Annotated in this window: 17 protein-coding genes and 4 pseudogenes; 3 read left to right on the top strand and 18 right to left on the bottom strand. The window is 69.6% G+C overall.

Annotated features, from left to right (window positions below):
* Window positions 1-222 precede the first annotated feature (222 nt).
* The 3 genes from preA to RUMESO_RS11780 all read right to left on the bottom strand — a co-directional run bounded on the left by preA (window position 223) and on the right by RUMESO_RS11780 (window position 4302).
* Window positions 223-1527: an NAD-dependent dihydropyrimidine dehydrogenase subunit PreA gene (gene preA / locus RUMESO_RS11770; RefSeq protein ID WP_037280404.1), complete on the bottom strand. Its 1305-nt coding sequence runs from the start codon at window positions 1525-1527 to the stop codon at window positions 223-225.
* Window positions 1528-1530: 3 nt separating this feature from the next.
* Window positions 1531-2859 carry an NAD(P)-dependent oxidoreductase gene (locus RUMESO_RS11775; RefSeq protein ID WP_037280406.1) on the bottom strand — a complete coding sequence of 443 codons (1329 nt, stop codon included), beginning with the start codon at window positions 2857-2859 and terminating at the stop codon, window positions 1531-1533.
* Window positions 2860-2937: 78 nt separating this feature from the next.
* Window positions 2938-4302: a 1-acyl-sn-glycerol-3-phosphate acyltransferase gene (locus RUMESO_RS11780; protein ID WP_037280408.1), complete on the bottom strand. Its 1365-nt coding sequence runs from the start codon at window positions 4300-4302 to the stop codon at window positions 2938-2940.
* Window positions 4303-4514: 212 nt separating this feature from the next.
* Between RUMESO_RS11780 and RUMESO_RS11785 the strand changes: the two genes are divergently transcribed.
* From RUMESO_RS11785 to RUMESO_RS11795, 3 genes are all read left to right on the top strand, one after another.
* On the top strand, window positions 4515-4859 hold the full coding sequence (locus RUMESO_RS11785; RefSeq protein ID WP_037280410.1) for an H-NS histone family protein: 345 nt from the start codon (window positions 4515-4517) through the stop codon (window positions 4857-4859).
* A 649-nt stretch (window positions 4860-5508) separates the two neighbouring features.
* Complete coding sequence (deoD, locus tag RUMESO_RS11790) at window positions 5509-6219, top strand: purine-nucleoside phosphorylase (protein WP_037280441.1); 711 nt, start codon at window positions 5509-5511, stop codon at window positions 6217-6219.
* A gap of 109 nt (window positions 6220-6328) precedes the next feature.
* Window positions 6329-6682, top strand: a complete 354-nt coding sequence (locus RUMESO_RS11795) for a DUF6455 family protein (protein WP_037280413.1) — start codon at window positions 6329-6331, stop codon at window positions 6680-6682.
* A gap of 12 nt (window positions 6683-6694) precedes the next feature.
* On the opposite strand, the gene RUMESO_RS11800 is transcribed toward RUMESO_RS11795, so the two are convergent.
* The 15 genes and pseudogenes from RUMESO_RS11800 to RUMESO_RS11865 all read right to left on the bottom strand — a co-directional run.
* A complete protein-coding gene (locus tag RUMESO_RS11800; RefSeq protein ID WP_037280415.1) occupies window positions 6695-7534 on the bottom strand; it encodes a DUF429 domain-containing protein in 840 nt (279 codons plus the stop codon).
* A gap of 7 nt (window positions 7535-7541) precedes the next feature.
* A pseudogene (locus tag RUMESO_RS11805) lies at window positions 7542-8320 on the bottom strand (succinate dehydrogenase iron-sulfur subunit).
* Window positions 8321-8385: 65 nt separating this feature from the next.
* The gene (locus RUMESO_RS11810) at window positions 8386-8682 is read right to left on the bottom strand and encodes a hypothetical protein (protein ID WP_037280417.1); all 297 of its coding nucleotides are present in this window, start codon (window positions 8680-8682) and stop codon (window positions 8386-8388) included.
* A 14-nt stretch (window positions 8683-8696) separates the two neighbouring features.
* A complete protein-coding gene (locus RUMESO_RS11815) occupies window positions 8697-8990 on the bottom strand; it encodes a hypothetical protein (protein ID WP_037280420.1) in 294 nt (97 codons plus the stop codon).
* Window positions 8990-10794, bottom strand: a pseudogene (gene sdhA / locus RUMESO_RS11820) (succinate dehydrogenase flavoprotein subunit). The gene RUMESO_RS11815 and the pseudogene sdhA overlap by 1 nt, the downstream one beginning before the upstream one ends.
* A 15-nt stretch (window positions 10795-10809) precedes the next feature.
* Entirely contained in the window at window positions 10810-11106 is a 297-nt protein-coding gene (sdhD, locus tag RUMESO_RS11825; RefSeq protein WP_342670767.1) for a succinate dehydrogenase, hydrophobic membrane anchor protein, read from the bottom strand.
* Window positions 11107-11189: 83 nt separating this feature from the next.
* A complete protein-coding gene (gene sdhC, locus RUMESO_RS11830) occupies window positions 11190-11588 on the bottom strand; it encodes a succinate dehydrogenase, cytochrome b556 subunit (RefSeq protein WP_037280422.1) in 399 nt (132 codons plus the stop codon).
* 159 nt (window positions 11589-11747) lie between these two features.
* The gene (locus RUMESO_RS11835; RefSeq protein ID WP_425414902.1) at window positions 11748-12677 is read right to left on the bottom strand and encodes a family 4 glycosyl hydrolase; all 930 of its coding nucleotides are present in this window, start codon (window positions 12675-12677) and stop codon (window positions 11748-11750) included.
* Window positions 12678-12746: 69 nt separating this feature from the next.
* Window positions 12747-13237 (bottom strand): annotated as a pseudogene (locus RUMESO_RS26405) (family 4 glycosyl hydrolase); the annotation flags it as partial.
* Window positions 13234-13776 (bottom strand): tryptophan 7-halogenase, encoded by a 543-nt coding sequence (locus RUMESO_RS27180; protein ID WP_281177560.1) that lies wholly within the window; start codon window positions 13774-13776, stop codon window positions 13234-13236. The gene RUMESO_RS27180 and the pseudogene RUMESO_RS26405, both read right to left, overlap by 4 nt.
* 25 nt (window positions 13777-13801) lie before the next feature.
* A pseudogene (locus RUMESO_RS24245) lies at window positions 13802-14407 on the bottom strand (tryptophan 7-halogenase); the annotation flags it as partial.
* Entirely contained in the window at window positions 14338-14736 is a 399-nt protein-coding gene (locus RUMESO_RS27815) for a tryptophan 7-halogenase (RefSeq protein WP_169791167.1), read from the bottom strand. The pseudogene RUMESO_RS24245 and the gene RUMESO_RS27815, both read right to left, overlap by 70 nt.
* A complete protein-coding gene (gene melA / locus RUMESO_RS11855; protein ID WP_037280426.1) occupies window positions 14736-16100 on the bottom strand; it encodes an alpha-glucosidase/alpha-galactosidase in 1365 nt (454 codons plus the stop codon). The genes RUMESO_RS27815 and melA overlap by 1 nt, the downstream gene beginning before the upstream one ends.
* A gap of 24 nt (window positions 16101-16124) precedes the next feature.
* Window positions 16125-17753 (bottom strand): ABC transporter ATP-binding protein, encoded by a 1629-nt coding sequence (locus RUMESO_RS11860; RefSeq protein WP_051521268.1) that lies wholly within the window; start codon window positions 17751-17753, stop codon window positions 16125-16127.
* An 8-nt stretch (window positions 17754-17761) separates the two neighbouring features.
* On the bottom strand, window positions 17762-19013 hold a 1252-nt coding region (locus RUMESO_RS11865), incomplete at its 5' end, for an ABC transporter permease (protein ID WP_342670768.1).

Below are 19013 nucleotides of genomic sequence, written 5' to 3' on the forward strand. Positions count from 1 at the left end.
CGGAAAACCGGGGCGCGGACCCCACATCTAGCGGTGTTGCGTCGCCCCAGCCACAACGTTCGTTGCTATCGGAATTCGTTAATCTCTCTCTGCGAATCTCTCCCCATCAGCCACCCGCCGCAGGAGAGAGCCATGCACGACCCGCACGCCGCCTGCCCGGCCCCGACGCAAAGGGGGCCGGGACAGCGCCCCGACCCCCTCACGACCATCGAGGACCCGACGTCACTCCGCCGCGATCTTCCGCGCCGGGTTGTTCGGATGCGTCGTCCAGTTGGCGTAGTCGCCCACGACCATCCCCGTGCGCGGATCGACGGCGCCCTTGGGCAGCTCCACCATCGTGATGCAGCTCTCCACCGGGCACACGTCCACGCAGAGGTTGCAGGCCACGCACTCCTCGTCCTTCACGCTGAACACGCGCCCCGGCCCCATGGCGATCGCCTGATGGCTGGTGTCCTCGCAAGCCGCGAAGCAGCGCCCGCACTTGATGCAGAGGTCCTGGTCGATATGCGCCTTGGTGACGTAGTTGAGGTTCAGGTACTGCCAGTCCGTGACGTTCGGAATCGCCCGTCCGACGAGCTCGTCCACGCTCGTGAACCCCTTCTCGTCCATGTAGGCCGAGAGCCCCGCCGCCATCTCCTGCACGATCTTGAAGCCGTAGGTCATGGCCGCCGTGCAGACCTGCACCGTCCCCGCGCCCAGCGCCAGGAACTCCGCCGCGTCGCGCCAGGTGGTCACGCCCCCGATGCCGCTGATGGGCAGCCCCCGCGTCTCGGCGCTCCGGGCGATCTCGGCCACCATGTTGAGAGCGATGGGCTTCACCGCCGGCCCGCAATAGCCGCCATGCGTGCCCTTGCCGTCGATCATCGGCTCGGGGCTGAAGCTGTCCAGGTCCACGCTGGTGATCGAGTTGATCGTGTTGATGAGGCTGACCGCATCGGCCCCGCCCCGCTTCGCCGCCTCGGCGGGCTTTCGGACGTCGGTGATGTTGGGCGTGAGCTTCACGATGCAGGGCATCCGCGAATACTGCTTCACCCAGCGCGTGACCATCTCGATGTATTCGGGCACCTGCCCGACGGCGGACCCCATGCCCCGCTCCGCCATCCCGTGCGGGCAGCCGAAGTTGAGCTCCACCCCGTCCGCGCCCGTGTCCTCGATGCGCGTCAGGATGTCCTTCCACGACTCCTCGTCGCAGGGGACCATGAGCGAGATGACCAGCGCCCGGTCCGGATAGTCGCGCTTGACCGACTTGATCTCGCGCAGGTTCACCTCGAGCGGCCGGTCGGTGATGAGCTCGATGTTGTTGATGCCCAGCACCCGGCGGTCGGCCCCGTAGACCACGCCGTAGCGCGGCCCGTTGACGTTGACGACCGGCGGCCCCTCGGACCCCAGCGTCTTCCAGACCACCCCGCCCCAGCCCGCCTCGAAGGCGCGGCGGACGTTGTATTCCTTGTCCGTGGGCGGCGCCGAGGCGAGCCAGAAGGGGTTCGGGCTCTTGATGCCGATGAAGTTGGTCGCAAGGTTCGCCATCGCTCAGGTCCTCCCCATCAGCGCCGCATGAATCGCCTCGGCCGCGTCGCGCCCCTGCGCGGCGGCCGTCACAGTCAGGTCCTGTCCGCCCGGCGAGCAGTCGCCGCCGATCCAGACCCCCGCCGGCAGGCTCCCCAGGTCGAGCTTTCCGCCCATAGCCGCGACCCCATCCGGCAGTGCCCCGAGCGTCTGCCCGATGGCCTTGAACACCATGTCGGCCTGCAGCCCGAAGCCGTCCTCGCGCAGCCGCAGGCCACCCTCGGGCGTGGCCTCGGTATAGGCGAAGGCGACCTCGCGCACGGCCCCGTTCCCGCGGAGCTCCACCGGAGCCGCCTCGTGGACGATCTTCACGCCCACGTGCTTCGCATGGTCCTGCTCGTAGTTCGAGGCGCTCATCTGCGCCTGGTCGCGGCGATAGACGATGGTGACGTTCTCCGCCCCCAGCGCCCTGGACTGCACCGCCGCGTCGATGGCCGTCATGCCGCCGCCGATCACCACCACGTTCCGCCCCATCGGCAGCACGCCCTTGTCCGGCGCCTGCCGCAGCGTCGCGATGAAGTCCACCGCGTCGTGCACCCCGCCCCGCTCCTCGCCCGGCACCCTGAGCCCGTTCACGCCCTGCAGCCCGATCCCGAGGAACACCGCGCCGAAATCCTGCCGCAACTGCTCCAGCGTCATGTCGCGCCCGAGCTCCACGCCCATCCGCAGTTCGATCCCGCCGATCCGCAGCAGCCAGTCCACCTCGCCCTGCGCGAAGTCGTTCGGCACCTTGTAGGCCGCGATCCCGTATTCGTTGAGCCCGCCCGGCTTGGGCCGCTTGTCGAACACCACGACGTCGTGCCCATGCATCGCCAGCCGGTGCGCGCAGGCCAGCCCCGCCGGCCCGGCGCCCACCACCGCGACGCGCTTCCCGGTCGAGGGCGCGCGGCTGTAGGGATGCGCGTTCCGTGCCATGCCGGCATCCGTCGCGTAGCGCTGGAGCCGCCCGATCTCCACGGGCTTGCCCTCCGCCGCCTCGCGCACGCAGGATCCCTCGCAAAGCTGCTCGGTCGGGCAGACCCGCGCGCAGGCGCCCCCGAAGATGTTCTGGTCCCAGATCGTCTTGGCCGCGACTTCGGGCTGTCCCGCCTGGATCTGCCGGATGAACAGGGGAATGTCGATCTCGGTCGGGCAGGCCGCGATGCAGGGCGCGTCGTAGCAGAAGTAGCAGCGGTCCGCCGCCACCCGCGCCTCGTGCGCGTCGAAGGGCAGTTGCGCGTCCGAGAAGTTGGCGGCGATCCGCTCCGGGTCGAGGCGGTGCGGGACGACGCCGGGCGTCTGCGGGCTGTTCATGCGGTCTCACCTCCCAAGGCGATGTTTTGCCGCAGCCTGCCACAGGCCCGAAATTTTACCAAACGGAAAAAAACGCCGTCAGCTCCCTGTCGCGAAGAGGTGAGCGATGCTGCCCGCGTAATAGGCGAGCAGGTCCTCCGCTCCCTCGGCCCGGCGCAGCCGCCCACCCTCCGCGACGATGGCGCCCCTCTCCAGAAGAAGCCCCAGCGCGTCCTCCACGATCTTGATGGGCCCGCGCCCCGGCATGTCGGCGCCCCGCGCCTCCAGGACATCGAGGTCGGCGCGGATCGCGTCCTCCAGCGCCGGGGGCGCCCAAGCCCGCCCGTCCAGCAGATGCCGCGCCACCAGCGGGACGGGGAGCGCCGGCATGGCCCGGGCGATCCGGTCCATCAGCTCGCGGCCGAGCGCCTCGGTCGGCTGGTCCGGCGCCCCGGCGAGGAACTCGCGCAGCGACAGCGGCGGCCCCAGCACCACCTTGGCCGTCCCGAGGCCCCGGAACCGCATCGTCACCCGCTCAGCAAGGTGGCGTCCGAGGCCCCCCAGCACCTCGCCCAGGGGGGGACGGAAGCGGCGCTCGCCCGTGACGCGGGCGCGGATCAGGAAGCGGTCCTCCAGCACCCGGTCGTAGTTCAGCGCCACCGGCACGAAGACGACGTCCCGCGTCCACTCCGGCGCCCCCTCCACGATGTAGCTCAGAAGCCCCAGCCTCGGCGCCCCGAGCCGCCCGTCGAGGCTCAGCCGCCCTTCCGGAAAGATCGCCTGCGTGACGCCCGCCGCCGTCGCCATCTGCACGTAGCGCTGCAGCACCCGCCGGTAGAGCGCCGAATGGTTCCGCCGCCGGATGAAGAAGGCCCCCATCATCCGGATCACGCCCGAGAGCGGCCAGACCCGCGCCCATTCCCCCACCGCGTAGCTCAGCGCCGCCGACGCGGACACGAGCCAGGTCACCAGCACGTAGTCCATGTTCGACCGGTGGTTCATCACGAAGACCACCGCCGCGTCGGGCGGCAGCCGGTCCAGCTCCGCCATGTCGATCTGCGGCAGCCTTATGCGGTAGAGCGACCGCGACAGCCACCGCGCCAATCGCGCGCCCCATCCGAAATAGAGCGTGGCGGAAAACGCCGGCACGATCTCCCGCGCGTAGTCCCGCGCCCTCTCGAAGGCGACGTTCTCGGGGATGCCCTCGGCACGGGCCTCCTCGGCGACGGCGCGGGTCACGGCGGGGTCGTAGATCAGCCGCTGGATCATGTCGTAGCGCCGCGCGAGCTTGAAGGGCTCGATCGGCCGCGCGAGGCGGGTGTTCAGCCGCGCGACCGCCCGCTCCATCCGCCGCCGGAAGAACCAGCGGACCGAGGGGAACAGGAAATGCGACGCGAAGGTCACCCCCGCGAAGAGCAGGATCAGGATCAGCAGCCAAAGCGGAATGGCGATGGTCCGGGTCATGGATCCGAGCCATGACAGGGAAGAGCGGCAGGAACAATCCCGGCCATGCGAGCCCCGAATGACGCGGGGCGAGCGGCAAGCGGAGAATGCGCGGAATTTCACCGAACCTCACTTTCGTGAGATTGAAATCCCCGTGGCAAACGCTATTAGGAGATATAATCGGTTGGGTGATAGCCGTGCCGTGTGCAATAAGAACCATCGAGGGATGAACGATGACCGAATACGAGAGCATGTCGCGGAAGGAGTTGATGACTCTCCGCGCGAATATCGACAAGGCAATCGCCGCAGTCGGGGATCGCGACCGCCGCAATGCCCTGAAGGCCGCCGAAGAGGCCGTACGTGAGCACGGGTTCACCCTGGCCGAGCTCACCCCCTTCGTCGCCCAGGTTCCCGGCCGGGGCCGTCGCCGGGGGGCCGCCGAAGGGGCCGCCAATGCCCCGCGCTACCGCAACCCCGAGAACCCCGAGCAGACCTGGTCCGGCCGTGGGCGTCGCCCTCGCTGGGTCCACGAGGCCGAGGCGGCGGGACGCTCGCTCGACGACCTCCGCATCGCCTGAGGCCGCAAGGGGCGCCTGCCGTCGCAGGCGCACCACCGGATCGTGGCAGGCGCGGGCCGGGACGATGTCGCCGGCCTGCGTCGCGCCGCGAACGGATTTACCCGCCGTCGTTCCCGACGGCGCCGCGCCGCACGCCAGGACCAGGAGCTTGGCGCGGCGACCCGTTCATTTGCGCCCGTGCTTCGCTCATGACCGGTGCCGTGGTTCCAGGATCGTTCGTCGCACCCGGGAAAACGCCGGTGCCGCGAACGTGACAACTTGCGATCCCTTCCTTGTCGCCCGGCTAATCAAGAGGACGGCAATCGCGATTGCCGGTCCGGGGCGGTGCCTCGTGGCCGCTCTTCGCTCCGGCTCCCAGGAAATCGCAATATTCGCGACGCTTATCGAAGGGGCGGATCTCAGGTCGCGTGAATAGCCCATCGCGACGCCGATCTCCCCGGGTGATTGCGCGAGATGCAGGACGAACCGGAACGGGCCCAGGGACTCCCGGAACGGTGATCGCATTCGGTTTCCCGACCGCCCCGAGGCCGGCGCGACCTCGGCTCGCGCGAATCCCTCCCCGCGCCGAATCGGGACCCGCCCGCCACGTTTGACTTCCCTCCCGCCCCGGGGCCACATGCGCCGGAGCAGTCCAAGGGGAATGAACGGCATGACCACCCATATCGGCGCGGCGCCCGGCGAGATCGCGGAGACGGTGCTCCTCCCCGGCGACCCCCTCCGCGCCCAGTGGGCGGCCGAGACCTTCCTCGACGGCGCCACCTGCGTGAACCGCGTGCGGGGGATGCTGGGCTTCACCGGCACCTGGCGGGGCCACCGCGTCACGATCCACGGCTCGGGCATGGGGATGCCGTCGCTGTCCATCTACGTGAACGAGCTCATCCGCGACTACGGGGCCCGGACCCTGATCCGCGTGGGCTCGGCCGGAGGCCTCCAGCCCCACACTGGCCTGCGCGACGTGATCCTCGCCCAGGCGGCCTCCTCCGTCTCCACCCCCTCCTCCGCCCTCCTGCGCGAGCTGAACCTGGCCCCCGTCGCCGACTGGGGCCTCCTCTCGGCCGCCCACCGCGCGGCGGAAGGCAGGGGCACGCGCAGCCATGTCGGCGTGATCCATTCCTCCGACACCTTCTACAGCGAGAGGGACGACCACACCGAGCAGCTCATCCGCCACGGCGTCCTCGGCATCGAGATGGAGGCGGCCGAGCTCTACCTGCTGGCCGCCCGCCACAAGGTCCGCGCCCTCGCGGTCCTCACGGTCAGCGACCATGTCGTCACCCACGAGGCGCTTCCCTCGGATCAGCGCGAGAGGAGCTTCGCCGACATGATCGAGATCGCCCTCGAGGCGGCCTTCGCGGCTCCCTGACGCGATCGGATCGACGCGGGTCGCGACGGCCGGAGCAAAGGTTGATCTTCATCAAACAGCCCTGTCCCTCGGGGGTCTAGTTCTCCCTCATCCTCAGGAGGACGCCCCCATGACCCTTTCCGAACGCCTCGACGCCTGGCGCGAGCGGCGCGAGCTCAGGCGCGAGTTCGCCCGCGTCACCTCGGACGAGATCGACGACTACGGCCTGAGCTACGGCGAGTTCCGCGCCTTGGCTCTCATGCCCACCGAGCAGTTGGCCCGCATGGACGAGATGGCGCGCATCAACGGCCTCGACCCCGCCCGGCTCGACCGCGACCGCGCGCTCCGCATCGCCGCCGCGCTCACCTGCACCCGTTGCCGCGAGCAGGGCCGCTGCCGCGAGGCCCTCGATGGCGGCGCCCTGGCCCCCGAGACCGGGTTCTGCCCGAACGTCGAGACCTACCGGATGCTCGCGGCCGAGTGAGCCCCGGGGCGGTCAATCCCCCTGGCGTGCGCGGAGCCGGCCCAGCACGTCCGGGTCGGCGATCCATCCCTCCGACAGGTCCAGCCCGGCGATCCTCTCCGGCTCTTCCTCCATGAGCCGGTGGGCCCAGGCCGCCTGCACCGCGCAGAGCAGTGCGTCGAGCGGGTCCCCCGTCGGATCGTCGGCGAGCCATCCCGGCGCCTCGACCCGCAGGCCGAAGCGCCGCTGGCCCTCCGCGCCCGTCAGGCATCCGAGCAACTCCCGCCGCGCGGCCGCCCGCTCGGGCGTCTGCCTGGCCTTCACGTCGCTCTTGTAGGGCACCCGCCCGATCAGCGCCCGCGCCGCGACGCCCGGATAGGCCTCCAGCGCCACCCGGCTCCGGTCGCCCTCCGCGAGCCCCGGGATATGCACCCCCGCCCGGCGCAGGCGGGGCACGGCCTCGAACTGCATCAGCGCCACCGGCACGCCGTAGAGCTTCTGCGGGCTCACGGCCCCCGTCCCGACCTCGTAGCCCCGGGCGTGCTCGCGGTCCCCTGGCGCGCGCCCGGCCTTGTAGCCCTCCAGCGCCGCCCGGAACCCGGCCCGCGTGAGACCTCCCAGGCGGTCCGCGAAGGCCGGCCAGTCGCGCGGCCAGCCGATGTTGTCGAGGAAGCGGCGCGACTGCGTGAAGGGCAGGTCGAAGCCCGCCACCCAGGGTCCGGGGGTCGCCAGGAACGCCTCGAAGCCCGGCAGCGAGGCGATCCCCTCCAGCCCCTCGAAGCTCAGACGGCCGCCGTCCAGCCGGCACTCCGCAACGCGGATGGGCTTCCTCCGGCTCGGTGCGCTGGTGAAGTCGATGCCGTGGACCCGCACCGCCGGGTCAGACGATCCGCTCCAGCATCAGCCGCCGGATATCCATGATCGCCTTGGCCGGGTTCAGCCCCTTGGGGCAGGTCTTGGCGCAGTTCATGATCGTGTGGCAGCGGTAGAGCTTGAACGGGTCCTCGAGGTCGTCGAGCCTCTCGCCCGTCGCCTCGTCGCGGCTGTCCACGATCCAGCGGTAGGCGTGCAGCAGCGCCGCCGGCCCCAGGTAGCGGTCGCCGTTCCACCAGTAGCTCGGGCAGGCGGTCGAGCAGCAGGCGCAGAGGATGCACTCGTAGAGCCCGTCGAGCTTGCGGCGGTCGTCGATCGACTGCCGCCACTCCTTCTCGGGCGGGCTGGTCTCGGTCTCCAGCCACGGCTTCACGCTCGCATGCTGGGCGAAGAAGTGCGACAGGTCCGGGATCAGGTCCCTGATGACCGGCATGTGCGGCAGCGGGTAGATGCGGACGTCGCCCTTCACCTCGTCGATGCCGGTGATGCAGGCCAGACCGTTCGCCCCGTCGATGTTCATCGAGCAGGAGCCGCAGATCCCCTCGCGGCAGGAGCGGCGGAAGGCCAGCGTCGGGTCGATCCGGTCCTTGATGTGGATGAGGGCGTCCAGGATCATCGGCCCGCAGTTGTCGAGGTCGACGAAGTAGGTGTCGACGCGCGGGTTCCCCCGTCCTCCGGGCTCCAGCGGTAGATGCGGAAGGTCTTGAGGTTGGTCGCCCCTTCGGGCTTGGGCCAGGTCTTGCCGACGCTCATGCGGCTGTTCTTGGGCAGGCGAAGCTGGACCATCTCTCGGGTTCCTCAAGGTCGCGGAGGGGGCCGGGCGGCGGTCCGCCCGGCGCCGGGGTGGGCTCTTACTGCTGGGCCAGGGTGGCCTTGATGCAGTCGATCGTCGCGGGCCGCGCCAGCACCGCGTTGACGACCGGCGCGATCTCGGCCGACGGCCCGGCGGCGGCGGCGAGCTGCGCCTTCTCCTCGGGCTGGGCCGAGGCGACGATGCAGGCGGTCACGACCTGCGCGTGGTAGCCCTGGACCTGCTCCTGGATCATGGGCAGCACCACGGCATTGGCGCGCGCGTCCTCCTCGGAGGTCTGGGCCAGGACGGGCGCGGCCAGCAGGCCGAGCGCCAGGGTCAGGATGGCTGTCTTCACGGGGTCTCTCCCTGTCACGAAAGGCGGGGCGGCCGGATCGGCAGCGCGCCGGTCTTCTGGATGACGCAGTCGTTGTAGACCTGCACGGGGTCGCGCCCCGCCAGGTAGTCGCCGGTGATCCCGATCGCGGTCCCGACGAAGGGGCCCTCGTCCGAGCTCGCGCCGATGGTGACCGAACCGGTCGGCCCCTGCGCGCCCCGGGCGCGCTGCTCGCACTGGAGCGCCGCGCGCTCGGGATCGACGGGAACGGGCTCGCAGGCGGCCAGCAGCGTGGCGCCGGCGGCCAGCGGCAGGAGGATTCGAAGCATCAGTAGACCCTCGCCTTGGGGGCGATCCGCTTCGGCTCGATGCCGCCCTCCTCGGGCGTGGTCAGCGGATCGATGTGGACGGGACGGTACGCCAGGCGCACCTCGGTCCCGTCAACATAGGCGAGCGTGTGCTTGCGCCAGTTCACATCGTCGCGCTCCGGGAAGTCCTCGTGGGCGTGGGCCCCCCGGCTCTCCTTCCTCGCCTCGGCCGAGACGATGGTGGCCAGCGCGCAGGGCATGAGGTTGGTGAGCTCCAGCGTCTCCACGAGGTCGGTGTTCCAGACGAGGCCCCGGTCGCTCACCCGCAGGTCGGCCAGCTTGCCGGCAACCTCGGTCATGCGCCGGACCCCCTGCGCGAGCGTATCGCTCGCCCGGAAGACGGCCGCGTCCTCCTGCATGGTCCGCTGCATCTCCTGCCGCAGCTCCGCCGTGGGGGTGCCGCCGCTCGCGTGGCGCAGGGCGTCGAAGCGCGACAGGGCGAAGTCCAGCGACTCCTTGGGGATGTCCGGGTTCGCCGTCCCGGGCGCCACCACCTCGGCGGCCCGGATCGCCGAGGCCCGCCCGAAGACCACGAGGTCGATGAGCGAGTTGGACCCGAGCCGGTTCGCCCCATGCACGGAGGCGCACCCCGCCTCGCCCACCGCCATCAGGCCCGGCGACACGCGGTCGGGGCTGCCGTCCGTCGGGTTCAGCACCTCGCCCCAGAAGTTCGTGGGGATGCCGCCCATGTTGTAGTGCACCGTCGGCAGGACCGGCACCGGCTCCTTGGTGAGGTCCACGCCGGCGAAGATTCGTGCCGACTCGGTGATCCCCGGCAGCCGCTCATGCAGGGTCTCGGGCGGCAGGTGGTTGAGGTGCAGGTGGATGTGGTCCTTGCGCTTGCCGACGCCCCGCCCCTCGCGGATCTCCAGCGTCATGCAGCGCGAGACCACGTCGCGCGAAGCGAGGTCCTTGTAGGTGGGCGCATAGCGCTCCATGAACCGCTCGCCCTCGGAGTTGGTCAGATACCCCCCCTCCCCGCGCGCGCCCTCGGTGATGAGGCAGCCCGAGCCGTAGATGCCCGTCGGGTGGAACTGCACGAACTCCATGTCCTGCAGCGGCAGCCCGGCGCGGGCCACCATGCCGTTGCCGTCGCCCGTGCAGGTGTGGGCCGAGGTCGCCGAGAAGTAGGCCCGTCCGTAGCCCCCCGTCGCCAGCACCACCATCTTCGCCGTGAAGACGTGCAGCGTGCCTTGCGCGAGGTCCCAGGCCACCACGCCCCGGCAGTCGCCCTCGGGCCCCATCAAGAGGTCGGTGGCGAAGTATTCGACGTAGAACTCGGCCTTCTGCTTCACGCTCTGGCCATAGAGCGTGTGCAGGATCGCGTGCCCCGTCCGGTCGGCGGCGGCGCAGGTGCGCTGCACGGGCGGCCCCTCGCCGAACTGGGTCGTATGCCCGCCGAAGGGCCGCTGGTAGATGCGCCCGTCCTCGGTGCGGCTGAACGGCACGCCGTAGTGCTCCAGCTCGTAGACCGCCTTGGGCGCCTCGCGGGCGAGGTATTCCATGGCGTCCATGTCGCCCAGCCAGTCCGACCCCTTGATGGTGTCGTACATGTGCCACTGCCAGCTATCGGGGCCCATGTTCCCGAGGCTCGCCGCGATCCCCCCTGCGCCGCCACGGTGTGCGAGCGGGTGGGGAAGACCTTGGTGATGCAGGCGGTCCTCAGGCCGCGCTCGACCATGCCCAGCGTCGCGCGCAGGCCCGCGCCCCCGGCGCCGACCACGACCACGTCGTAGGCATGGGTCTCGTAAGGATAGGCGGTCATGGCAGCGGGTCCGATTCAGATGGCGAGCCGCAGCACGGCCAGCAGGCCGAGCGCGAGGATGGCGTAGGTGACGCAGATCATGGCGACGATCATCACGCGCCGGGGCGTCCCGTGGGCATAGTCCTCCAGCACCACCTGGAAGCCGTTGCGGAAGTGGATCAGGCCCACGACGATGTAGAGCCCGAAGAGCACCGCCACCAAGGGGTTGTGCAGCGCCGCGACGACCTCCTCGTAGGGATGCCCGAGGATCGAGCCGAAGGTGAAGATGAAGAAGGGCGTCAGCACCGCGAGTGCGATGGAGCTGACGATCATGTGCCAGTGGTGATGGGTGCCGTCCCCGGAGGCCCCCCAGGTTCTCGGCGCGCTTGCGGGCGGTCGTGTAGGAGGCCATGGGATCACACCGTCCAGAGGATGAGCACGGTCAGCACCGTCAGCACGACGGAGAGCCCGACGATGACCTTGCCGAAGGTCTCGGCCACGTGGATCTCCATCATCCGGCCGGTGGACCAGACGAGGTGCCGGATGCCGGCCAGCATATGGTACCAGAGCGCCCAGAGGCTCCCGAACAGGACGAGGTCGCCGAACCAGCTCCGCAGCACGCCGTCGGCGGTGGCGAAGGCGTCCGGCCCGATCGAGGCGGCGACCAGCCACCAGACGAGCAGCGCCGCCCCCACGAGCAGCGCGCTGCCGGTGATCCGCGTCAGGATTGAGGTGACCGAGGTCCACTGGGGCCGGTAATACGGCCCGATCATGAAGGGAGAGAGCGGCCGGTTGCCGCGCGGGATGTCGGGCATTGTCCTGTCCCTGACCTTTGGCTCGAAGCTGACGCCCCTTTGCCCGGTTTTGAAGGCGCTGTCACGCGCCCGAAAGGTCGGAAACGTCCCGAATTCGCGACAACCGGCCGGAAAAGCAACGTTTGTGATCGCAGCTTTCGCGGCTGCGATCACAAGTCGTCAGCCCATCACCTTGGTCCCGAGCCCATGCCCCAGGCTGGCCTTCTTGCCCTTGGCCTCGCGCAACTCATCGACCGACCGCACGTCGAGCCGCGCCGCGCCCGCCCATTCCTTCGTCTTCACCTTCGGGTCCCTGAGCCGCTCCCGCGCCGCCGGGATGGCGTGGGCGTATTGCGGCAGCCACTTGGCCTGCGCCACCAGCATCTCGTCCACCATCTGCCAGACCTCCTCGGGGTTGAGGATCGCGCCCACCAGCGGGTCGTGCAGAACCGCCTGCTTGAGCAGGTCCACGTCCCCGGTGATCGCCGCCTCGACGCTCATGCGCTGGACGCTGACGCTCACGTTGCAGGTCGCCGCGCAGGCCAGCGGCAGGGTGATCCCCTCGACCATGTTGATCCCGAAGCGGTCCACGAAGCCGGGCGATTCGATGATGCAGTCCTCGGGCAGGTTCCGGATGATCCCGCCGTTCTTGACGTTGAAGTGCCCGCGATAGGTCCGCCCCGTCTCCAGCGCCTCCAGGATCCAGGACGCGTGCTCGTCCGTCCGCTTGTAGCCCGAGAGCGGCGCCTCGGCCTCCTTGAGGAACTGCGGGAAGTCCGTCTCGAACCAGTTCCGGTTCTCGGTCGTGTAGCGCAGGTAGCCGCCCGTCTCCCCATGAATCCAGTCGTTGAGGCTGATCCAGCGAGTGATCTCCTCCGGCCGCTTCCGGTACCAAGGCAGGTATTCCGACAGGTGCCCATTCGACTCGGTCGAGTAGAACCCGAACCGCTTCAGCACGTCGATGCGGACCTTCTCCTCCTCGCTGAACACCGGATGCCGCTCGAAGGCCGCGAGCAGCTCCTCCTTGCCGACTGTCCGCCCCTTGTGCCGGATGTCGACGTACCACGTCTGGTGGTTGATGCCCGAGCAGACGATGTCCACCTCCTCCATCGGCACCCGCAGCGCCGCCGCGATCTGCCGGTGGCCGTTCTGCACCCCGTGGCAGAGGCCCACCGTATTCACCTTCCCATGGTCGATGGCCGCCCAGGTCATCATCGCCATGGGGTTCGCGTAGTTCAGCAGCAAGGCCCCCGGCTCCGCCACCTCCCGGATGTCCTTGCAGAACTCCAGGATCGCCGGGATGCCCTCTGCCCGTAGAGGATGCCCCCCGCGCAGATCGTGTCGCCGACGCACTGGTCCACCCCGTATTTCAGCGGAATCCGGATATCGTCCGCGAAGGCCTCCAGCCCCCCGATCCGCACCACGTTCATGACGTAGCGCGCGCCCTCCAGCGCCTTCCGCCGGTCGGTCGTCGCCGTGACCTTGGCCGGGAGCCTGTTCACCTCGACGATGCGCCGGATGATCTGCGCGATCATGTCGAGGTTGTGCTCGTTGAGGTCGGTGAGCGCGAACTCCACCCCCTCGAACTCCGGAACCTTGAGGAGGTCCGAGACCAGCTTCTTCGTGAATCCGACGCTGCCCGCGCCGATGATCGCCACCTTGAACGTCATGCCACCGTTTCCTTGTGAAGGGACTCAAGCCAAGCGCGGTGCGGGAGGCATTTCTCGGCCGCCCGCGAGTATTCCGCCACCAGGCTCGCATGGGTTTCGCGCGCCCTCTGGCGCAGCTTCGGGTCGCGGGCCATCTCAGCCCGGGCGAGGTCTTGGCTGAGCAGCCCCAGCCCGTTCAGCACGGGCACGTAAAGCTGCTCCTGCACATGGGCGAGGCCGAGCGGGAAGGGCTCGAAGTCCTCGCGCGAGGGGAACTTGCGCGACCACTTCTCCAGCCGCTCCGTCACCACGGGCGGATGCGAGGCGGTCACGTCCCGCCAGTAGGCCGTGTCACGCCGCTCCGACACGTAATGCAGCCGCACGAAGTCCCGAAAGTCCTCCACTTGCCGAGCGGCGGTGGCGTTGTAGCGCTCCCCTGCCCCCAGCTGGTCCATCCACTCCGTCAGGCAGATGAGCTGCCCGATGGTCCCGTGGATCGAGGTCGCCTCCAGCGGCTCGAGGAAGGACGACGCAAGCCCCACCGCCACGACGTTCCCCACCCAGACGTCCCGGCTGCCGCCCCGGGTTGATGCGGATATCCCCGCGCGGCTCGATGGGATGCCCCAGCGCCCGCTCGATCTCGGCCTGCGCCTCCTCGATGGAGATGTAGGCGTCGCAGAAGACGTAGCCGCAGCCGAACCGGCCTTGCGTCGGGATCTTCCACATCCACCCATGCCCCTGCGCCCAGGCGCCGGTCACGGGGTCGATCTCCTCGCCGTCCTTGAGGTCCAGCCAGAACGGCAGCGCCCGGTTGTTGGGCAGCATCTCGGAGAAGCTCACCCACTCGAAGGGCAGCTCGCTTACCAGGCGCCGCCGGAACCCCGAGGCGTCGATGAAGAGGTCCCCATCCACCCGCTCGCCCGTATCGAGGTGCAGCGCCGCGACCCCGTCCCCGCCCGTCTCGACCCCCGTCACCTGCGCGTCGAGGTGCCGGATGCCCTTGGCCTTCTTCCGCAGCCACGCCCCGACCAGCGCCTGGTCGAAGTGGAAGGCGTAGTGGAACGGCCCCGCCGGCACCCGCTTCCCGTTCACCTCGGCGAAGGGCCCGCGCTTCTTCCAGATCAGGTGCTGGAAAAGGTGCGCCTCCTGCACCGGCTTCCCCGCCGCGACGGCGTAGCAGTCCAGCGGCACCCCGGCGCCACGAGATGCGGATCGTCGATCGGCCCGTCGTAGTGGTGGCCGAGCCGCCGCCAGTCCCGGTGCCGGATGCCGAACTTGATCGTGGCCCCGGTCTCCCGCAGGAACTCCTCCTCGTCGAGCCCGAAGCGCCGGAGCATCTGGCGGAAGACGGCCGTCGAGCCCTCCCCCACCCCGATGACCGGGATCTTCGAGGACTCGACCACCGTGACCGAGGTGCCGGGCGCCTTCCGCCCCGCCACCTCCGACAGCATCATCGCGGCGAGCCAGCCCGCCGTGCCGCCGCCCACGACGACGATGCGCTCGGGCCAGCCCCCGGCCATCACCCGGCCTTCCGACGGGGCTCGGGCCGCGCCCATTCCGGCGTGAACTCCCCATGCGCGAGCAGCAGCTCGTCCACCAGCGCCCAGATCTGGTCGAGGTCCAGCTCCGCCCCCGTATGCGGGTCGAGCATCGCCGCGTGATAGATGTGCTCGCGGTTCTCCTCCATCAGCGCCGCGACCGTCAGCTCCTGCACGTTGATGTTGGTCCGCTGGAGCGCGATGAGCTGCGGCGGGATGTCCTGCACCGTCGTCGGCTGGAGCCCGTTGTCGTCCACGAGGATCGGCACCTCGACCGCGCAGCCCTCGGGAAGCTGCGGAATGTAGCCCCGGTTCCGGATGTTCCCGTAGATCACCGAGGGCTCCCCGGTCACGACCGAGTTCACGATGGCCGAGGCATATTCATGCGACGGCTTCACCTCGATCCTCTCGGCGTCGCGGTAGTCCTGCGCCTGCCGGTCCCACCGCGCGATCTGCTCGACGCAGCGCTTGGGATATTCGTCCAGCGGAATCCCGAAGCGCTCGATCAGGTCGGGACGGTCGCGCTTGATGAACCAGGGCGTATATTCCGCGAAGTGCTCCGACGACTCGGTCACGAAGTAGCCGAGCCGCATCAGCATCTCGTAGCGCACCTTGTTCGGGCAGCGCGGGTTCCAGTGGCTGGGCTTCGGGAAGCGGCCCTCCATGTAGCCCTTCCGCAGCGCCGGATAGAGGTCCTTGTAGGACCCGTCCGGCTGCCGGTGCTCGAAGTTCAGGTAGAAGCTCATGTGGTTGATGCCGCCCGCGCGGTAGCGGATCTCCTCGATGGGAATGTCGAGGTCCCGCGCCAGCTCCTCCGCCGTGCCCTGCACCGAATGGCAGAGACCAACCTGCCGGATCTTCGGGAACTTCGCCCCGATGGCCCAGGTATTGATCGCCATCGGGTTCACGTACTGGAGCATGATGGCCTGCGGGCAGACCTCCATCATGTCCGCGCAGATGCTCCACAAGTGCGGCACCGTCCGCAGCCCCCGCATGATTCCGCCGATCCCCAGCGTGTCCGCGATGGTCTGGCGCAGGCCGAACTTCTTGGGCACGTCGAAGTCCGTCACCGTCGCCGGCTCGTAGCCCCCGATCTGGAAGCTCACGACGACGAAGTCCGCGCCATCGAGCGCCCGCCGCTGGTCCGAATAGGTCTCGACCCGGGCGTCGGCGTCCATGGACTTGGCGAGCTTGGAGACGACGACCTCCGACTCCTCCAGCCGCTTGGGGTTGATGTCCATCAGCCGGATCGTGGCGCCCTTCAGCGCCGGCCGGTGCAGGATGTCGCCCGCGATGTTCTTGGTGAAGACGGTGCTGCCCGCACCGATGAAGGTGATCGTGGTCATGAGCCTTGCCTTTTCCGTGAATCCTTAGGCCGCGATCTCGAACGCCGCGCGCACGAGCCGCCGGGTGTAGTCGGTCTTGGGGTCGACGAGGACCTGATCGACGGGCCCCTCCTCGACGATCTTGCCGTGCTGCATGACCATCACGCGGTGGCACAGCGCCCGCACGACCTTGAGGTCGTGCGAGATGAACAGGTAGCTCAGCCCCTTCTCCCTCTGGAGCGTCCTCAGCAACTCGATGATCTGGGCCTGCACCGACAGGTCCAGGGCGCTCGTGGGCTCGTCCAGCAGGATGAACTCGGGCTCCAGCGCGATGGCCCGCGCGATGGCGATCCGCTGCCGCTGCCCGCCCGAGAACTCGTGCGGGAAGCGGTGCGAGATCGTGTCCGGCAGCCCCGCATCCCGCAGCGCCTGCTGGACCCGCGCGAACCGCTCGGCCGAGGTCCGACCGATCCCGTTCACGATCAACCCCTCCTCGATCACCTGCCGCACGCTCATCCGCGGGTTCATCGAGGAGAACGGGTCCTGGAACACGATCTGCATCCGGCTCCGGTAGGGCCGCATCGCCTTGCGGTCCTTCGCCTCGATCCGGTCGCCGTCGAAGGTGATCCGCCCGCCGTCGTTGCGGATGAGCCGGATCAGCGCCTGTCCGAAGGTCGTCTTGCCCGACCCCGACTCCCCCACCAGCCCCAGCGTCTCCCCCCGCTTCAGGTCGAGGCTCAGCCCGTCCACCGCGACCAGCGGGTGATAGGTCCCCTTGAAGAACCCGCCCTTGCGCAGCGTGAACTGCACGCGCACGCCCTCGCCCTTCAGCACCGTCTCGGGCCGCACCTGCGCCGGGTCCGCCTGGCCCCGAGGCTCCGAGGCCAGCAGCCGCCTGGTGTAGGGGTGCTTCGGCGCCGAGAAGATCGCCTCGGTCGGCCCCTCCTCCCGCACCTCGCCGTGCTGCATGACGTGGACGAAATCCGCGAACTGCCGCACCACCGTCAGGTCGTGGGTGATGAGGATCACCCCCATCCCGTATTTCTTCTTCAGGTCGTCGATCAGGTGCAGGATCTGCGCCTGCACGGTCACGTCCAGCGCCGTCGTCGGCTCGTCGGCGATCAGCACGTCAGGCCGGTTGGCCAGCGCCATCGCGATCATCACCCGCTGCCGCTGCCCGCCCGAAAGCTGGTGCGGATACTGGTTCACACGCGCGGCCGGATCCGGGATCTGCACCTCCTCCAGAAGCTCCACGGCCCGCGCCCAGGCCTCCCGCCGCCCCAGCTTCTGGTGCAGCATCAGCCCCTCGGCGATCTGCGCGCCCACGGTGTAGACCGGGTTCAGCGACGACATCGGCTCCTGGAAGATCATGGCGATGCGGTTGCCCCGCAGGCGCCGCATCTCCCGCGAGGACAGATGCGCCATGTCCTTGCCCCCGTAGAGGATGCGCGTCCGCTCCGACACGCTCGCCCGCTTCGACAGCAGCCGCATCACCGCCCGCGCCGTCACGGACTTGCCCGACCCGCTCTCGCCCACCAGCGCGGTGGTCTTGCCGGGCCAGACGGCGAAGGACACGTCCCGCACGGCCTCGACCGTGCCGCCTTCCACCTTGAAGGAGACCGCGACGTTGCGGGCGTCGATCAGCGGCCCCTGGGGCTGGTTCATGGCGTTCATCGGCGGCCTCAATACGGGTCGATGGCGTCGCGCAGGCCATCGCCCAGCGCGTTGAAGGCGAAGACCGTCAGCAGCACGAAGCCCACGGGGCTCAGGATCCAGGGATAGGACCCGATCACGCTGAACGTCCCCGCGTCCTGCAGCATGAGCCCCCAGGAGATCAGCGGCGGCTTCACCGCGAAGCCCAGGAAGCCCAGGAAGCTCTCCAGCAGCACGATGGTCGGGATGCCCAGCGTGACCGAGACGATGATGTGGCTCATCACGTTGGGCAGGATGTGCCGCGTGATGATCCGCCCGTCCGAGGAGCCCACCGCCAGCGCCGCCCGCACGTAGTCCACCTGCCGCAGCGCCAGCGTCTTGGACCGCACCTCGCGACTTAGCTGCGCCCAGCCCAGCGCCACGATGACGACTACCACGAAGGTCAGGAACAGCCCCGACGGCGCCGTCACCGGGATCAGCGTGGCCAGCGTCAGGTAGAGAGGCAGTTGCGGGAACGCGAGCACGATCTCCACGAAGCGCTGGAACCAGGCGTCGAAGCGCCCCCCGATGTAGCCGCTCGTGATCCCCGCCAGCGTCCCGATGACGGTGATGAGAGCGATGGACGACAGCGCCAGCGCGAGGGAGATCCGGCTTCCCACCACCCCGCGCGAGAGGATGTCCCGCCCGAAGGAGTCGGTGCCCAGCAGGTGCAGCGGCGATCCGTCCGCCGCGCCGAACAGGTGCCGGTTCATCCGGATGCCCAGCCAGGAATACTCCCACCCCGGCGCGAAGAGCACGATCCGGCGCGGGTTCTCGTAGTCCGGCCCGACGATGGGCTGGAAGGTGACGGGGTCGAACTCGTCCCCCTCCACGATGGGGAAGGCGCGCGGCAGCAGGTGCCATCCCGCCTCCGGCCCCTCGCCCGGGACGTGCCACGACACCTTGTCCGGCGGCGCGAAACCCACGTTGCGCGCCTTGGGGTCCAAGGGGCTCACGAAGTCCGCGAAGATCGCCATGAGCAGCAGCAGCATCACGAGCCCCAGCCCCAGCATCCCGGGCACGGACCGCCGCAGCCGCCGCCACACCAGCGCCGAATAGCTCTGGCTGCGGGTCGAGACCGTGGAGCGGCGGCTGTCCGCCACCTCCTCGCCCAGCAGGTCCCCCGTCGCGGGCGCCTCGACCGCCGCCGTCCCCGGCCCTCCGGGCAGCAGCGTCGCGCGCGGGTCGCGGGGGCTCGCGGCGTCGTCGGCGCCGGCGCGGCGGGGCGGCAGGGGGGGGGCG

Origin of the sequence: Rubellimicrobium mesophilum DSM 19309 (assembly GCF_000600335.2) — a bacterium.
In the GTDB taxonomy this organism is placed as follows: domain Bacteria; phylum Pseudomonadota; class Alphaproteobacteria; order Rhodobacterales; family Rhodobacteraceae; genus Rubellimicrobium; species Rubellimicrobium mesophilum.

Excerpts from the sequence above, each read along its gene's own strand:
- sdhC (WP_037280422.1), bottom strand. The coding sequence starts at position 11,588 with ATGCCCGACATCCCGCGCGGCAACCGGCCGCTCTCTCCCTTCATGATC.
- deoD (WP_037280441.1), top strand. The coding sequence starts at position 5,509 with ATGACCACCCATATCGGCGCGGCGCCCGGCGAGATCGCGGAGACGGTG.
- RUMESO_RS11780 (WP_037280408.1), bottom strand. The coding sequence starts at position 4,302 with ATGACCCGGACCATCGCCATTCCGCTTTGGCTGCTGATCCTGATCCTG.
- RUMESO_RS11785 (WP_037280410.1), top strand. The coding sequence starts at position 4,515 with ATGACCGAATACGAGAGCATGTCGCGGAAGGAGTTGATGACTCTCCGC.
- RUMESO_RS27815 (WP_169791167.1), bottom strand. The coding sequence starts at position 14,736 with ATGGCCGGGGGCTGGCCCGAGCGCATCGTCGTCGTGGGCGGCGGCACG.
- RUMESO_RS11815 (WP_037280420.1), bottom strand. The coding sequence starts at position 8,990 with ATGCTTCGAATCCTCCTGCCGCTGGCCGCCGGCGCCACGCTGCTGGCC.
- RUMESO_RS11775 (WP_037280406.1), bottom strand. The coding sequence starts at position 2,859 with ATGAACAGCCCGCAGACGCCCGGCGTCGTCCCGCACCGCCTCGACCCG.
- preA (WP_037280404.1), bottom strand. The coding sequence starts at position 1,527 with ATGGCGAACCTTGCGACCAACTTCATCGGCATCAAGAGCCCGAACCCC.
- RUMESO_RS11860 (WP_051521268.1), bottom strand. The coding sequence starts at position 17,753 with ATGAACGCCATGAACCAGCCCCAGGGGCCGCTGATCGACGCCCGCAAC.
- melA (WP_037280426.1), bottom strand. The coding sequence starts at position 16,100 with ATGACCACGATCACCTTCATCGGTGCGGGCAGCACCGTCTTCACCAAG.
- RUMESO_RS11835 (WP_425414902.1), bottom strand. The coding sequence starts at position 12,677 with ATGGAGGAGGTGGACATCGTCTGCTCGGGCATCAACCACCAGACGTGG.
- RUMESO_RS11795 (WP_037280413.1), top strand. The coding sequence starts at position 6,329 with ATGACCCTTTCCGAACGCCTCGACGCCTGGCGCGAGCGGCGCGAGCTC.
- sdhD (WP_342670767.1), bottom strand. The coding sequence starts at position 11,106 with ATGATCGTCAGCTCCATCGCACTCGCGGTGCTGACGCCCTTCTTCATC.